This is a genomic window from Pelosinus baikalensis, assembly GCF_020819555.1.
Classification (GTDB): Bacteria; Bacillota; Negativicutes; order DSM-13327; family DSM-13327; genus Pelosinus; species Pelosinus baikalensis.
Window position 1 is genome coordinate 60,846 of sequence record NZ_JAJHJB010000025.1, and the last position, 15,143, is coordinate 75,988.

The window sequence follows — 15,143 nt, forward strand, 5'->3', positions numbered from 1 at the left end:
ACTACACAACCCTTGTTTTTAAACAAAAAGTCCCGCAACGTCTTTATAATAAACTGTTGCAGGACTATCGTGTTGTGTTCTTATTTTTTTATAATGTGGCGAAGGTTACACGCTGCTTGATAAGGATCAGCAGAAGCAATAATCGCTGATACAACGGCTGCTCCATCCGCGCCAGCCTCCATCACATGTTGAATATTATTCTTTTCAATGCCGCCAATGGCAACAACAGGTACCGAGACTCCCTCTTTTATTCTCCTAAAAGCTGCTATACTCACATGATCAGCATCGCTTTTTGTCCTGGTAGGAAATACGGCGCCGACTCCTAAATAGTCCGCCCCTTCATCTTGGGCTTTCACAGCCTCTTCCAAAGTGGAGGCTGATACACCAATGATTTTAGTAGGACCAAGTAATTTTCGTGCTACTGCTAAAGGCATATCTTCTTGTCCAATATGTACACCGTCAGCATCAATCGCTAAAGCAATATCGATCCGGTCATTGATTATGAAAGGGACCTTATATTTTCCAGTAATATGTTTTAACACCAAGGCTAACTCAAAAAAATCTAAAGTAGACACATTCTTCTCACGAATCTGTACTAAAGTAGCACCTCCTTTAATAGCCTCTTCCACTGTTGCCGCTAAATCCTTATTCCCCAGTAACTCTCGATCCGTTACTAAATATAAGGAGTAATCAACTGCTTTTTTATCCATTGGAAATGACACCGCCTTTCTTCATAAGCTCAGGTGTCATAGCCCACACGGCATCAAACAGCCGCATCCGAAAAGTACCGATTCCTTCTCCTGCCTGCAAAGACTGCTGTGCCAATTCCCCGGCTAAGCCCATGGTCATAATGCCTGCTGCCGCTCCCACAAACCACTCCTCAGTTGCTCCACAAAAAGAAGCAACCAATGATGTAGCCATACATCCTGTACCTGTAACTTGAGATAAAATAGGATGACCATTATTAATCAAGCAAACTTGATCTCCCTGAGCAATAATATCTTGCTTTCCGGTAATCGCAATTACACAGTTAAGCTTTTTAGAAAGCAGTTTGGCTACTGTTATTCCATCTTCTTCATCAGCAGTCGAATCAACACCCTTAATCTGCGCATCCAAGCCAGCCAAAATCTTCATTTCCGACATATTGCCACGAATGACCGACGGCCCCACTTCTTCTATGATTCGCTTGGCAGTGGCAGTTCGAAGACTGGTTGCTCCCACTCCCACGGGATCAAAAACAATGGGAATCCCTCGTTCTTTCGCCTTTTTGCCAACCGCCAGCATGGACTCAATACTCCGCGAATTTAAAGTTCCTATATTTAATACCAAAGAAGAAGCAAAGGAAACCATTTCTTCTACTTCTCCTATATCATCTGCCATAACAGGAGAAGCACCAATAGCCAGAGTTATATTGGCACAATCGTTCACTGTCACATAGTTCGTAATATGATGTACCAGAGGCTTTTTGTTTTTTACAGTTATGAGGCTGTCGGATATTTTTTGCAGGATTTCCATTCTTTTGTATACCCCCAAATGATTTTATAAAGTAGTGACGTAAAGAGTAGGACCGGTATGGTTGCTCCCAGTACAAACTCCATGGTAATAAACTGATGATACATAATAACCCCTAAGGCCCAAACTGCTAGGGCACTCCAATTTACAAGAAGTTCCGGACGCAATTGCCTATTTTTAATAATAAAATACTCAGTTAATAGTACCGCAAATAATGGAGCAAAAACAGATCCAATGGCAAGGAGGAAATTTTCATACTGCTCAATATTCACCCACAAAGCAATCCCCGTGCCAATCACCGTCATAACTAAAGCAATTCTTTTCTCATCTAGCTTCGGAAAAATATTAGCGAAACTAACACCAGCAGAATAAGCATCTAAAAAAGTAGTTGTTACTGTTGCCAGCACAATAATGCCTAGAGCTGATAATCCTAAATTAGCGGCCAGCATCATGGTAGAAGGTTTGGGATTACCTGCTATAATAGCAGCGCCTAAGCCAATCAGATACATCCAGCAGCTACCTATAAAATAACCTAGCCCGCTGCCCAAAGCTGCACTTGTTCTGCTTTTAGCAAAGCGTGTATAGTCAGCAATCAGCGGCAGCCAGGACAATGGCATAATAACACTCAATTCTAATGCCTCACCAAAAGACATTCCTCCAATAGGCGGTGCACTTAAAGCGGTACTATCTTTAAATACTACATTGCTCAATAGTACCGTAATACCAAACAACAAAAACACGGCTAACATATTCACTTTCTTTAAGCCGCCCTCTCTACCAAGAGCGATCCACAGAAGAACTAAGCCGCCAATCCCCATGCTCCAAAGAGAGAGCTGATCCATTCCCCACAGCATTTTGCTGATTTCATTAGCTGACCGGGCTGCAGCAATAATCATAACTGCTGTCCACCCTACAAGCTGCAGCACATTTAACACTGAAAATAAATAAGATCCATATACGCCAAAAGAAATACGAGTAGAGACGATAGCTGGTATCCTTTCCTGGGTACCAATGATACCGCCCAGCACCAAAATAATTACACCAACCACATGACCAATCACAATGGCTATTACTCCGCTTTGAAAGCCAAGAGGAGCTAATAACCCTCCTGTTAAGATTTCAGCAATGGATATTGCCGCACCAAACCATAAAAATAAAAAGTGATTAAAACCTAATGCATTATTACTTGTTTCATTCGTCATTTAACATACCTGCGCCTTTATATAAATTATAAAAATGATGAACAGGACCAACACCTTTGCCAATAGCAAAGGAGTGTTCAATCGCCGTGTGAATATATTCCTTCCCCCTAGAAACTGCCTCTTGCGCAGAATACCCCCTAGCCAAATTGGCAGCAATTGCAGCTGACAAGGTGCAGCCTGTGCCATGGGTATTTTGCGTAGCAATTCGAGGTGTACTCAAATATTGATAACTTTCTCCATCAAATAAAATATCGGTAGCATCATCTTCCCGATGTCCGCCCTTTAGCAGTACATACTTCGGTCCTAATTGATGAATGAATTTAGCAGCTTCTTCCATATCCTTCAAGCTATGAATCCTTAGCCCACTGATTTCCTCTGCCTCGGGAATGTTGGGCGTTACAACCGATGCTAAGGGTAGTAGGTAAGAGATCAATGCCTCTACCGCCTCGGGCTGCAACAAATAGTAACCGCTTTTCGATATCATTACAGGATCTACGACAATGTTCTGGGCATTATATTTTTTAAGACCATTTGCTATGGCTTTAATCGTTTCCGTACGAGAAACCATGCCAATTTTAACAGCATCTACTGTAATGTCATCAAAAATAGCTTCGATCTGTTTATCAATCACAGCTATATCAATATCCTGTACAGCAAATACGCCTTGTGTATTTTGCGCTGTCACTGCTGTAATCACACTCATACCAAATACCCCATGTGCCGAAAAAGCCTTTAAATCTGCTTGAATACCAGCCCCGCCACTTGAATCAGAACCAGCTATCGTTAGTACCTTCTTCATATAAGTTCCCCCTCTATTATAAATAAGAAAAATGCTGCGAGTTCTTGCGACTATAACAAAAAACATTTTGAACTGCGAAGGTCACGAAGAAGTACAAAGAACACGAAGGGTCTGTTTATATCTTTTTGACCGAGTCTTCGCATCTTCGTGTTTCATTGTTTTTTTAACTGCTCCTGATCATAATAAAAAAGCACATCCATAAGGATGCGCTTTAGCATACAAAGACTCTATAGCTCATCCCTCCGCTGGCATTACCCAGATCAGGTTAAAAAGGGTCATAGATTTCAGATCTATCTCTCAGCCGGCTCCTCCAGCTCCCCTTGACATGAATTATTCTTTTCCAGGCTCATCGTAACATATCTTACCTATCTTTTCAACCAAAGGATTTTACCGTTTGGCTTATAATTTGCAAATTTGCTGCCAAATATCAGTCTGACTCGCAGGCCTTCTAGGCTCTTTTAATCATGAAAGAACCTCTTCCTCATTTAATATTGTATTCCTGTCCAGTTAAGAAAATAAACCCACTTATAAAAAGTGGGTTCATTTTCACTGCTATCTATTTTGCAAGACCTTCAACATTAAGAAACATCAATCTCTTTTTTATGCTTCTTTAATTTTTTAATGGAACCCACACCCTGTTCAATCAGGACAAACAGTACAGGGATTAAGAATATTCCCAGGATTGTCGCTGCCAGCATGCCGCCAACAACTGCCGTTCCCATAGAATTTCTAGCACCAGCACCAGCACCTGTAGCAACTACAAGAGGCAAACATCCAATAATGAAAGCTAATGACGTCATTATGATAGGACGTAACCGTAATTTAGCTGCCTCAATAGCGGCTGCAACGGGTTCCATTCCCTTATCAACCCTAACTTTGGCATATTCTACAATTAGAATTGCATTCTTAGCCGACAATCCAATGAGCATAACCATCCCAATTTGCATGTAAACATCATTTTGTAAATTACGTACGAATTGGAATAAAAATGCGCCGAATATACCTGTAGGGACTGATAAAAGAACTGCAAAAGGTATACCAAAACTTTCGTAAAGAGCTGCCAAGCATAAGAACACAAACAACAATGCAAAACCAAAGACATAAGGAGCACGACCACCAGATATCTTTTCTTCACGACTCTGATCAGCCCATTCATAGCCAAAACCACTAGGCAATGTCTGTGCTGCCACTTCTTCCAGTGCAGTTAATGCTTGCCCAGAGCTATATCCTAGAGCTGGATTACCCCCTACTTGAATCGTTCTGTACCCATTAAATCGTTTAATTACAGGAGGTGCTGTAATTGTTTGCGGTTTTAATAAGGTATTTAAAGGTACCATGGCTCCAGATGAACTACGGACAAAGAAGAAACGAGTTCCCTCTACATCATTACGGAACTGCTGTTCCGCTTGCATAACCACTTTATAAGATCGACCAAAACGGTTAAAATCATTAACCTGCACCCCACCAAGAAAGGTCTGTAATGCAGTAAATACATCGTTTACGGGAACGCCTAACTGCTCTGCTTTTTCTCGATCTACATCAAAACGATAACCAGGAGTATCAATTCCAAAAGTAGAGTAAATCATCCCAATTTCTGGACGCTTACGAGCAGCAGCCATAAATTCCTTAGAAACCCTATCTATTTCTTCAATGGTATTGCCGCCTTTATCTTGAATCATCATGGTAAAGCCACCTACGGTGCCAATACCCGGTAAGGAAGGAGCATTAAAGGAAACAACCTTGGCCTCAGGAACACGGGAACCATTTATCAAAACTTTCATAACTTGCTGCTCAACACCTAGTCCTGGCGCTGTTCGTTCATCCCAGTCCTTAAGTTTTGTAAAAACAATCGCAGAATTTGCTTTCTGAGCACCAGCCAAAATATCATAACCTTGAACTACAATAGTATCCTCTACACCTGGCAGAGCACGCATATCTTTTGCTATTTTATTAGCAACAGTAGCGGTACGACTCGCACTTGCCGCCTCGGGTAAGCTAATACTTGAAATAAAGTACCCTTGGTCTTCACTAGGAACAAAGGAAGACGGTACTAATTGAAATAGCTTCCCAGTCACTAGCAATAGTAATACCAAGAACACAATACCTAAAACTGACCGTTTAATTAGTTTCGCCAAACCTCTACCATATCGTTCTATTGTCGCCTCAAACACATCATTGAATTTGTTGAAGAATTTCTCTAACATACCTGAATGAGCATTGGGATCATGAGGTTTCAGGATTAACGCACAAAGTGCCGGCGTTAAAGATAAAGCAACAATGGCAGACAATGCCATCGACACTGCTATGGTTAGAGCAAACTGTTTGTATAAAACACCTGTTGTTCCTCCAAAAAAAGCGACAGGAATAAATACAGATGCCAACACAAAGGCAATCGCAACAACGGGACCTGATACTTCACTCATAGCCAATTTCGTTGCTTCTTTGGGAGTCATGCCATTATATCGCATATGATGCTCCACTGCTTCAATTACAATGATCGCATCATCTACCACAAGCCCTATGGCCAATACCATGGCAAAAAGGGTCAGAGTATTAATAGAAAAGCCCATCACCATAAACGCACCAAAAGTTCCAATTAAAGAAACCGGAATGGCGAGCATTGGAATGAGAGTAGCACGCCAGCTTTGCAGAAATAAAAATACGACTAAAAGCACCAGTACCAGTGCTTCTGCAAAAGTTTTCGCAACTTCCTTCATAGATTCTCGTACGAATTTCGTATTATCTACGACCGAATAATAAGCAACATCCGAAGGAAACTTCTTGGATGCTTCTTCTAATTTTTCCTGAACCTGCGTAATGGTTTCTAATGCGTTTGCATCAGTCGTGAGTTGGACAGCAAAAGCTACTGCATCATGTCCATTAAGAAAAGACTGGAAGCCATACTCTTTGCCTCCCATTTCAACTTTGGCTATGTCTTTTATACGAATAAAGTTGCCATTCTGAGAGTTAACAATAATATTTTCAAACTCTTTTGGCTCAGTTAAACGCCCTTGTACTCTTGCCGTATATTGAAATTCTTGCTGAGAAGAAGTCGGTCTTTGACCAATGGTTCCCGCTGGAGCCTGGATATTCTGAGCACTAATAGCAGTCGAGACGTCACTCCCCGTGAGTTTCAACTGAGCCATTTTATCTGGCTGCAGCCAGATTCTCATACCATAATCGGCACCATATTCCATGATGTTCCCTACACCTTTGATTCTTTTCAAGTCTTCGATAAGGTAAATGCTGCCATAATTCTTTAAGAAAGTACTATCATAGCTTCCATTAGGAGACCATAATGTAAAGATTAGAGAATTATCTGGAGAAACTTTACGAGTTGTAAGACCTGCTGTGGTAACTTCCGAAGGAAGAGACGCATTGGCTTGTGCTACCCGATTTTGGGTTTGTACCGTTGCCATATCAGGATTTTTACTCAAATCAAACTTTGCAGTCAACGAGTAGGAACCTGAATCAGAACTCGTTGATTGCATCGAAACCATATCTTCTGTCCCATTGACTTGTAGTTCAATCAATTGGGCCATCGTCTGTTCTACAACTTCAGCATTCGCACCAGTATAACTACCACTTACACTAACTTGCGGCGGTGTAATTTGCGGATATTGGGCTATCGGCAAATTAAACGCTGAGATTGAGCCAATTAATACAATAACAATCGATAATACAATCGCAAAAATGGGACGATCAATAAAAAACTTAGCCACCAGATTACCTCCTATTGCTTCGCCGGAGTTTGTAAATCATCCGGGCCAATCATTGTTACCGTTACAGGTGTTCCTGGCGGAGTCTTCAAAAAGCCTTCTACAACAACACGGTCATTTTCTGTCAACCCCTCATCCACTACCCACATGTTACCAATTTTTGTGCCCATTTTAACTGCTCGTGTTTCTGCTTTTTCACCTTCGCCAACCACAGTAACGAGAGTTTTATCCAGCATTTGCTGCACGGCTCTTTGGGGAATTAAGAAAGCTCCAGAACGCACCTCACTTTGTACCGCAACACGAGCAAACATACCAGGAACCAGAAGCTTGTTAGGATTGGCAAAAGACGCTTTAAAACTCAATGTACCTGTGCCAGTTGCTAAGCCTTTATCTACCTGTTCAATTTGCCCAGTGAGTGGATAGGTAGATCCATCGCTGAGAATCAGCTTCAAATCCCGTCCCCATTCAGCTGGAGAAGCACCTTTATTTTTAGCAAACTGTAAATATTCATTTTCACTCATACTAAACTTTACCATGACTGGGTCAACTGAAGAAATCGTAGCCATGATTGTTGATCCTGCCGTTACAAAGCTGCCAATACTTAAATCATTAATATCAATCCTGCCATTCAATGGAGAAAGAATCATTGTGTCCTCAATATCTTCCTGTGCTTGCTGCACCTTAGCCCAATTGGCATTTGCTGCAGCGGCATTTTGTTTTTCTTCTGCCAATGCATTATCTAGGGTCTGCTGGGCAATGGCACCTTGCTCTGCAAGCTGATTATATCTTCCAACATCCTTACGAGATTTGGCTAGCAAGGCTTCTGCTTGAGCAGCTGTTGCCTGATTTGTCAGTAACGCGGAATTATATTGACGACTGTCAATGCGAAATAAAGGTTGCCCTTCTGTTACTTCCGCTCCACCTACTACCATTTTATCCACAATATTACCAGAAACCTTAGCCCGTACTTGAACTTCATTTTTGGCCTCTATTGTCCCAACAAATTCATATGCAATTGGAGTATCTTTCCGAACTACCTGCATCGCTTTTACTTCCACAGCCTGCGGTGCTGGTGCTGCCTGCTTGCTGCAGCCGCTTATTATCACCATACTAAAAATAATTAATGCCATATAATTGCGCCATCTTACTTTTGAACTTATGCGAACCAAATTACTTACCTCCCTTAACTCTGCTAACACTAATTTTTACCTGCTGTTACTCCACTGTTGTATTCATATCATAAACACCTTAATGGAATATACCTTATGTAAGGTAGAATTTTTCCATATATATTGAAATCACTCCTTTTCAAAATGACTATTCAGTCAATCTTATTTTTATTCGACGAATTTATTACAATCCCTTCCTGCAAATCACTTTTTTTATTTTTGTGTCGGTCTTTTTTTAAAGTTGAAGATTTAAAAAAGATGTCAAATAAGACACCTTTTTCTGATTATTCTCCCATTAGAATTTTTTCATGAATTTTTAGTATCATCTGCCCATACGTTTTCCCAGGGACAGCCCATTTACCATTTAAATCCGTCCATGTAAGAGCTTGCCCGAACTTATCTGTACTTTTCACTAGATTATATCGGGGATCAACAATGGACAGCGCTGGCGGCCTTGTTGTCGTATACGCCAACAAATGTTGAATCTGCGCCCTAACACCAATTTGTGCCGAAGGGAACCATGCCCCCTTGACACCGTTACCTGTTGTTCCCAGTCCACAGTAATTATTCTGTAATGGTATCACATCACCACCATAACGAAAATTACCCGTTTCATGTAATGCTTGTGCAAATGCTAAATCTGGACGTATTCCTTCCAATCCTGCCTCTTGGTAATAGTACTCAACCAATTGCTTGGGAGTGGTTGTAAGTAAAGGCAAGGGATTTCGCTTTAGAAGATACGTTACACATTGTTCTTGCGTGGCGATTGATGATCCCATTATCGTAAAATCGACTACGACTTCATTCTTTAAATAATTTTTTTTAACCGTTGTAGTTTGAAAATTTCCAAAAGCCAAGGTATTGGATATGGGGATTATCCAAAGAAACATCAACCCAAAACATATTTTAATAAAGCTAAATTTCCTCAATTTCTACCTCCCATAAATCACATTCCTTCCATATAAAGAACTATTTTACAAAGATCTATATAATCCTGCTTCCATTTTTTCTTTTATTGTTCTAACCGAATCGTTAAAGAATCATGCTCTATCTCCTGAGCCTTTTTTCCCATAAGGGAAAAAGCCCATTGAACGGAAGGTCCCAACGTCAAAGCAATAATGATGGTACCAATACCAATCGGTCCTCCTAGAAAGTAGCCTAACATTGCAATACTACTTTCAATGACAGTTCTAACTTTCCACACTGGATAACCTGTTTTAGTAACCGCTCCCACCATGAAGCTATCTCTAGGACCGCCCCCCAGAGCAGCAGAAAGATAAAAAAAACTTCCCCAGCCAATAATTAAGATACCTGCCAGTAAGAGCCCGCTTTGGAATAACCAATAAGTAGGATCAGGAATCCACTTATTATCCATAATTACATCCATAAAAAAACCAATGAAATACATATTAGCAATGGTACCCCAGCCTGGCTTCATTCCTAAAAAGTAACTGGCAACAATCACTAAAATTCCTGCTAACTGGGATACTTGCCCTAAGGTCAATGGAAGATAATGAATTAATCCTAGATGAAGAGCATCCCATGGTGATGTTCCCAAATTGCTCTTAATGGTCATTACAATTCCAAGAGCAAAAAGAAATAATCCCCAAAGTAAGAAAATGAGTCTTTTTATCATGCGTCGATTTCCTCCTGTTAGTACAGTCTCAACTCTGAATCTGTAAGTATATAGGATTAGGATTGATGCTGTATTTTTATAAATATGCTACATAGAAGTTATCAATACATGATAACGAACTTCCCGATTCAAAACCTGCTGCTTACTTGATTCATGAAAACAAAGAAGCATTGTTGATGTTAATTAACAATGCCTTCACTATTCTTATTTTCTTATCTTACTTCATGGCTTACTCAAGATCAAGAACAATATCTGCAGGATGCCAAGAGATAAACGGATCAAGCTGGGAGACCTATAATTTGTCCTGCCTACTTATGATGCCCCTCCCGCTATCATAAGCTTTTTCTCGATGTTAGTCTCAAATGATCCCACAATTTTAATGCGTCAGAAACAAATCGTTTCATCTGAAATTGCAAAACTACAAAGCACAGATGATGCAGCGGAAAACACAAAACAAATTCATCAACTTCAACAACAATTAGAAAAAATTCAAACTACACTCCAACAAATACAGGAAAGTGAGCCTAGTCGTAGCAATGACCAAGATAATACTATCTCCACAACTACTCAAAGCATTTCATCAAACATCGGTCCCGCCTATATCGTTCAACTTGAGCAGTAAAGTATCCAAAGCGTTCGTACAAGTATATTCTGAATAACTACAACAGCAAACTAAGCAGAATGTGACCGTCTTCTCAGCTTAGAAGGCGGTCACATTCTGCTTAAATACTATTAATTACTTACTATTTTCAGAAAGCAAAATCACCATTTTTAAATACGGGTATTTCTTTCCCTGCTGCTGTCGTTCCAATGATTTCAAGATCCTTGGATCCGATCATAAAATCTACATGTACCAAAGAATCATTGACACCCAATGCTTCTAATTCTTCTTTTGCCAAGTTCTCACCATCTTTGATGCACACAGGATACGCTTTTCCTATAGCCAAGTGGCATGAAGCGTTTTCATCAAATAACGTATTAAAATACAGGATATTTGAATTGGAGATTGGTGAATTGTAAGGCACCAAAGCCACTTCACCAAGATAATAAGAACCCTCGTCTGTCTCAATCAGTCCTTTTAGAATCTCATACCCCTGCTCAGCAGTAAAATCAACGATCTTCCCATCTTTAAACGTAAGAGAAAAATGATCAATGACATTGCCATTATAAATTAATGGCTTTGAGCTCACTACGGTACCTTGAATACCTGTTTTTTTAGGTAAAGTAAATACTTCTTCCGTTGGCATATTGGCGACAAATTCCAATCCTTCCGGAGTATATTCCGAACCACCAAGCCATATATGATTCTTAGGAAGTTCGATCTTCAAATCCGTACCTAATGAATTTTTATACTGCAGATACTGAAATTGATTCGAATTTAAGAAATCTGAACTTTTCTTTAAATTTTGCTTATGCTCTTCCCAAGCTGCAACTGGATCTTGTGTATCGACTCTCACCGTTTTAAGAATAGCATCCCAGAGCTTAGCAACCGCTTCATCCTCTGATAATTCAGAAAAAACTTTTTTAGCCCAAGATTTAGTAGGAATGGATACAACACACCAGGTATTTTTATTACTCATCAATCTTTCTCTATATTCTTTGAGTGCCGTGTTACTGGCTTTCTGCACCTTTACTAATCTTCCAGGATTCACATCCTTGAGAAGTTCAGGATCAGATGCGGCAATGCTGACAAAAGCGGCTCCTTGTTTTACATAAGACAAATAAAAATCCTTCTGCCACTCTGGAAACTCTTCAAACACCTCTTCCGGTGCCTGCAGGAATCGAATCTTAGACAATAACTCATCTTTCCAGGTAACAACAACATCTCTTGCGCCCTCTTCATAAGCATACTGGGCTATCATTCTGGTAAAAGAGGCACATTCGATGGGCGAAGCAATTACCAAGGTTTGCCCTTTTTGAATATTAACCCCCGTTTTTACAATAAGACGTGCATATTTTTCCAGCATTGTATGATCCATCATTTTTCCCCTAGCTAATTTCTATCAAACGAGATAGAAATCACTACGTTTCACTCCCCTCATATTTACCTTCATCAACACTCTTACTACAAAGATTTTTCACATTCCTATCCTATTACCTACAAAGGAAAAGTAAGCATCCATGGCGTAATAAAATTAAAGGTATATTTTTCTTATTTTAACATTCAATATACGATGTAACAACTATCTTATTTAATAAGGATACACGCATAATAAAACTATGTAAAATTTAGTAAAGAAAAATAGTTCAATTTACTGTTTTGATGATATTAATTTTGAAGCACAAAAATGCAAAGGTTATGAAGCTTTCGACAAAAATATATCTTTAGCTTAACACATATTTCTATCTTTTATGCAACAGATAGAATAAAAGGAAGTAGCATCATGCTACTTCCTTTTATTTTAAACTAATCCTAGCCACTTCCAATACGTAGCCCCTAGTATCATGATCAAAAGATAGGCGATAACGGTTAATGGAATACCTGTTTTGATAAAATCCTTTACTTCAAAGGTTTCAGTACCATAGGCGACCATATTCTGTGGCGCATTAACAGGTAAAATAAAACCAAAGCTCACAACATACTGTAAGATCATCGTCATTCCTACTATATTGACGCCTGGAGTCTTCACGCCCTGCAGTATGGATATAATAATTGGTATCATAGCTGCCGCCAGCGCCGTAGCACTGGCAAATCCAAGGTGAATAATAATAAGAAATGCTGATAAAACTGCCAGAATCATTAATATTGGCATCGTTTGCAAGCCAAAAATGGTAACAATTATCTTTGCAAGCCATGTAGCAGCTTTGGTCGAAAGAAGTGCCGAACCAAGACTAATACCAACCCCGAATAAGAGTAATGTTCCCCAAGGTATTTTAGACTGAGCTTCCTTCCAGGTCATAATACCAATACCAGGTAATAGCATAATTGCAATGGCAGCAATGGTCGTAGAAGAAGTGTCGAAGGGATGCAGAATCTTCTCCGTTGCCCATAAAACAAGAAGTATTACCGATATTATCATTAACTTCTTTTCATTTGATTTCATAGGTCCAAGTTCAGTCAAAGCTTTAGCAACCGCTTCTTTTCCACCTGCAATTTCATCTGTTTCAGGAGGCATCAGTTTCATTAGCACGTAGTACAAAGCCACAGACATAAAAATGGAAAAAGGAACAGCAGCGATAAACCAATCTAGCCAGCTAATATAAATACCAAGCTGCTTCTCAATAAAACCTAATGCAATCATATTTTGAGCAGCTGCCGTCTTTATTCCTACATTCCAAATGCTATCCGCTTGCGCTACGGCAATCATCATCATGCCCGCAAATTTACTCTTATGTTCTACACCAAATGCCCCTATAATCCCCATAACAATAGGAACCATACAAGACACACGTGCAGTAGTACTCGGCACAAAGAAGCTAAGAATAAAACCTACTAATATTACACCAATTAGTACCCTATTGGTTTTAGCGCCGATTTTTGATAGAACAAATAAGGCAATTCTCTTATCTAGCCCCGTCTGCATCATGGCAGCTGCAATAAAAAGAGCTCCACCCACTAATGCAAGTGCCGTATTACTAAAACCGTCTAATGCCATCCTTAAGCCTTGAGCCGTTCCTATTATTGTTTTTGGATCAGCCTCATTAGGAGATATCCCAAGCAGGAAAGCCATCAACGCCATGATAACAGCAGCACTAGCCGGATAAGATATCGTGTCTGTCATCCAAATAATAACAGAAAACACTAGAATAGCAAGCATCCTATGGCCTGCTATAGGTAATCCTTCAGGGGTGGGCATGAGAACAATGCCAAGTAATATCAATGCACCTATAATTAAACCAAAACGTTTTAGAAATGATTGTTCTACAGATTGAATTTCTGTCTTAGTTGGTGCTGCCATTCTACATCCTCCTTATGATTTAATCACTGAACGCTATGCCTAGTTCTTCTATATTATACTATTTACTCTTCAATGTAACTAGAAAATTGAACCCCAACACCAAAATAGCCGTCTGAAATGCTTATTTCCTCTCAAAAATATCCTCTATAATAAAAATAACGAGGCTGCCCCTCTTCGTTTGCATTTTGAGGGCAGCCCCGGATTTATTAAATTAAAAAAGCAGAGCACCCTTACCTAAAAGCATTCTGCTGAATCTTATTTTTCATAAGGCTGAAGCTCTAATAATTCTGGAATGGTAACAAATGCATATCCTTGTTTTTTTAATTCTTCAATCATAATTGGCAAGGCTTCTACGCTGCCACCTAAATAAGGATTGACCCCATTATGCTGTAAAATGATATAGCCATTTTTCATTTTAGGCACTACCCGCTCCTTAACAGTTGCAGCATCTGGTCCCTGCCAGTCATCCGTATCCAAGGACCACAAAATAATCTTATTATTTCTGGAGTAAATTGCAGTATCTGCTATTTCGTTATGGAAACCAAAGGGCGGTCGCACTAGTGTAGGTGTTTTCCCAATGATGCGATTGATTACAAGCGCGCATTCGGCGATTTCTTTTGTTACGCTTGGGGCATCCAACTTTGTTAGATCAGCATGATCAAAGGTATGATTGCCAATAATATGTCCTTCTTCATCAATTTTCCTTAGCATATCTGGATATACTTTAGCTTGCTTGCCAATCACAAAGAAAGTTGCCTTTATGTCCTTTTCTTTCAAAATTGCCAGAATCTTAGGCGTCCAGTCATTCTCTGGTCCATCATCAAAGGTTAAGGCGATCTTTTTATCATGTGCGCTGCCTGCCCAATACAACTTTCCAGGAATATTATTCCCCCTCTTATATTTATCATTATCAGCTGGAGTCGTCTCCTCCCCCATCTCAGGAATTACCTGGGTTTCTGGTTTTTTCGCAGGAGTACAAGACGTCACTAATAAAATGATGCTAAGTAAACCACAGAGTAGTAAAAGTTTCTGTTTGTTCATAGTATCCCCCTTTGTTAGCTTAACACACCCTTCTGTCTTTTATACAACCAATTACACCAGCCATCCGCCTGGAAAAGAATAAGAAAAAAGCTGGGCGTCTTTAAAACATATAAAACGAATCGAACCGGTCTAACCCCCTATTTTTAGACATGAGCCTTAACATATC

12 protein-coding genes and 1 riboswitch are annotated in these 15,143 nt (G+C 39.8%); of the genes, 1 reads left to right on the forward strand and 11 read right to left on the reverse strand.

Features of this window, described 5'->3' with window-relative positions:
• Nucleotides 1-80: 80 nt before the first annotated feature.
• The 8 genes from thiE to LMF89_RS16610 all read right to left on the reverse strand — a co-directional run bounded on the left by thiE (nucleotide 81) and on the right by LMF89_RS16610 (nucleotide 10,037).
• Nucleotides 81-710 (reverse strand): thiamine phosphate synthase, encoded by a 630-nt coding sequence (gene thiE, locus LMF89_RS16575; RefSeq protein ID WP_229536067.1) that lies wholly within the window; start codon nucleotides 708-710, stop codon nucleotides 81-83.
• Nucleotides 703-1,515, reverse strand: a complete 813-nt coding sequence (gene thiM / locus LMF89_RS16580; RefSeq protein WP_229536068.1) for a hydroxyethylthiazole kinase — start codon at nucleotides 1,513-1,515, stop codon at nucleotides 703-705. Before thiM ends, thiE begins: the two co-directional genes overlap by 8 nt.
• Nucleotides 1,479-2,714 carry a putative hydroxymethylpyrimidine transporter CytX gene (cytX, locus tag LMF89_RS16585; RefSeq protein ID WP_229536069.1) on the reverse strand — a complete coding sequence of 412 codons (1,236 nt, stop codon included), beginning with the start codon at nucleotides 2,712-2,714 and terminating at the stop codon, nucleotides 1,479-1,481. Before cytX ends, thiM begins: the two co-directional genes overlap by 37 nt.
• Nucleotides 2,704-3,513: a bifunctional hydroxymethylpyrimidine kinase/phosphomethylpyrimidine kinase gene (gene thiD, locus LMF89_RS16590; protein WP_229536070.1), complete on the reverse strand. Its 810-nt coding sequence runs from the start codon at nucleotides 3,511-3,513 to the stop codon at nucleotides 2,704-2,706. The genes cytX and thiD overlap by 11 nt, the downstream gene beginning before the upstream one ends.
• A 220-nt stretch (nucleotides 3,514-3,733) precedes the next feature.
• Nucleotides 3,734-3,844, reverse strand: a riboswitch (TPP riboswitch).
• Between the two features lie 247 nt (nucleotides 3,845-4,091).
• Nucleotides 4,092-7,235, reverse strand: coding sequence for an efflux RND transporter permease subunit (locus LMF89_RS16595; protein WP_229536071.1), 3,144 nt, complete (start codon nucleotides 7,233-7,235; stop codon nucleotides 4,092-4,094).
• 11 nt (nucleotides 7,236-7,246) lie between these two features.
• Nucleotides 7,247-8,431 (reverse strand): efflux RND transporter periplasmic adaptor subunit, encoded by a 1,185-nt coding sequence (locus LMF89_RS16600; protein ID WP_229536072.1) that lies wholly within the window; start codon nucleotides 8,429-8,431, stop codon nucleotides 7,247-7,249.
• Nucleotides 8,432-8,685: 254 nt separating this feature from the next.
• Nucleotides 8,686-9,330, reverse strand: a complete 645-nt coding sequence (locus LMF89_RS16605) for a glucosaminidase domain-containing protein (protein WP_229536073.1) — start codon at nucleotides 9,328-9,330, stop codon at nucleotides 8,686-8,688.
• 83 nt (nucleotides 9,331-9,413) lie between these two features.
• The gene (locus LMF89_RS16610) at nucleotides 9,414-10,037 is read right to left on the reverse strand and encodes a YczE/YyaS/YitT family protein (protein ID WP_229536074.1); all 624 of its coding nucleotides are present in this window, start codon (nucleotides 10,035-10,037) and stop codon (nucleotides 9,414-9,416) included.
• Between the two features lie 349 nt (nucleotides 10,038-10,386).
• On the opposite strand from LMF89_RS16610, the gene LMF89_RS16615 reads away from it, so the two are divergent.
• Nucleotides 10,387-10,659: a hypothetical protein gene (locus tag LMF89_RS16615; RefSeq protein ID WP_229536075.1), complete on the forward strand. Its 273-nt coding sequence runs from the start codon at nucleotides 10,387-10,389 to the stop codon at nucleotides 10,657-10,659.
• A gap of 127 nt (nucleotides 10,660-10,786) precedes the next feature.
• On the opposite strand, the gene LMF89_RS16620 is transcribed toward LMF89_RS16615, so the two are convergent.
• From LMF89_RS16620 to LMF89_RS16630, 3 genes are all read right to left on the reverse strand, one after another.
• Nucleotides 10,787-12,019: an aminopeptidase gene (locus LMF89_RS16620; protein ID WP_229536076.1), complete on the reverse strand. Its 1,233-nt coding sequence runs from the start codon at nucleotides 12,017-12,019 to the stop codon at nucleotides 10,787-10,789.
• 420 nt (nucleotides 12,020-12,439) lie between these two features.
• Nucleotides 12,440-13,936, reverse strand: a complete 1,497-nt coding sequence (locus tag LMF89_RS16625) for a DASS family sodium-coupled anion symporter (RefSeq protein ID WP_229536077.1) — start codon at nucleotides 13,934-13,936, stop codon at nucleotides 12,440-12,442.
• Between the two features lie 255 nt (nucleotides 13,937-14,191).
• Nucleotides 14,192-14,977, reverse strand: a complete 786-nt coding sequence (locus tag LMF89_RS16630; protein WP_229536078.1) for a polysaccharide deacetylase family protein — start codon at nucleotides 14,975-14,977, stop codon at nucleotides 14,192-14,194.
• Nucleotides 14,978-15,143 lie beyond the last annotated feature (166 nt).

Coding starts and splice junctions, on each gene's coding strand:
- cytX (WP_229536069.1), bottom strand. CDS start 2,714: ATGACGAATGAAACAAGTAATAATGCATTAGGTTTTAATCACTTTTTA.
- thiD (WP_229536070.1), bottom strand. CDS start 3,513: ATGAAGAAGGTACTAACGATAGCTGGTTCTGATTCAAGTGGCGGGGCT.
- thiM (WP_229536068.1), bottom strand. CDS start 1,515: ATGGAAATCCTGCAAAAAATATCCGACAGCCTCATAACTGTAAAAAAC.
- LMF89_RS16630 (WP_229536078.1), bottom strand. CDS start 14,977: ATGAACAAACAGAAACTTTTACTACTCTGTGGTTTACTTAGCATCATT.
- LMF89_RS16610 (WP_229536074.1), bottom strand. CDS start 10,037: ATGATAAAAAGACTCATTTTCTTACTTTGGGGATTATTTCTTTTTGCT.
- thiE (WP_229536067.1), bottom strand. CDS start 710: ATGGATAAAAAAGCAGTTGATTACTCCTTATATTTAGTAACGGATCGA.
- LMF89_RS16625 (WP_229536077.1), bottom strand. CDS start 13,936: ATGGCAGCACCAACTAAGACAGAAATTCAATCTGTAGAACAATCATTT.
- LMF89_RS16620 (WP_229536076.1), bottom strand. CDS start 12,019: ATGATGGATCATACAATGCTGGAAAAATATGCACGTCTTATTGTAAAA.
- LMF89_RS16615 (WP_229536075.1), top strand. CDS start 10,387: ATGTTAGTCTCAAATGATCCCACAATTTTAATGCGTCAGAAACAAATC.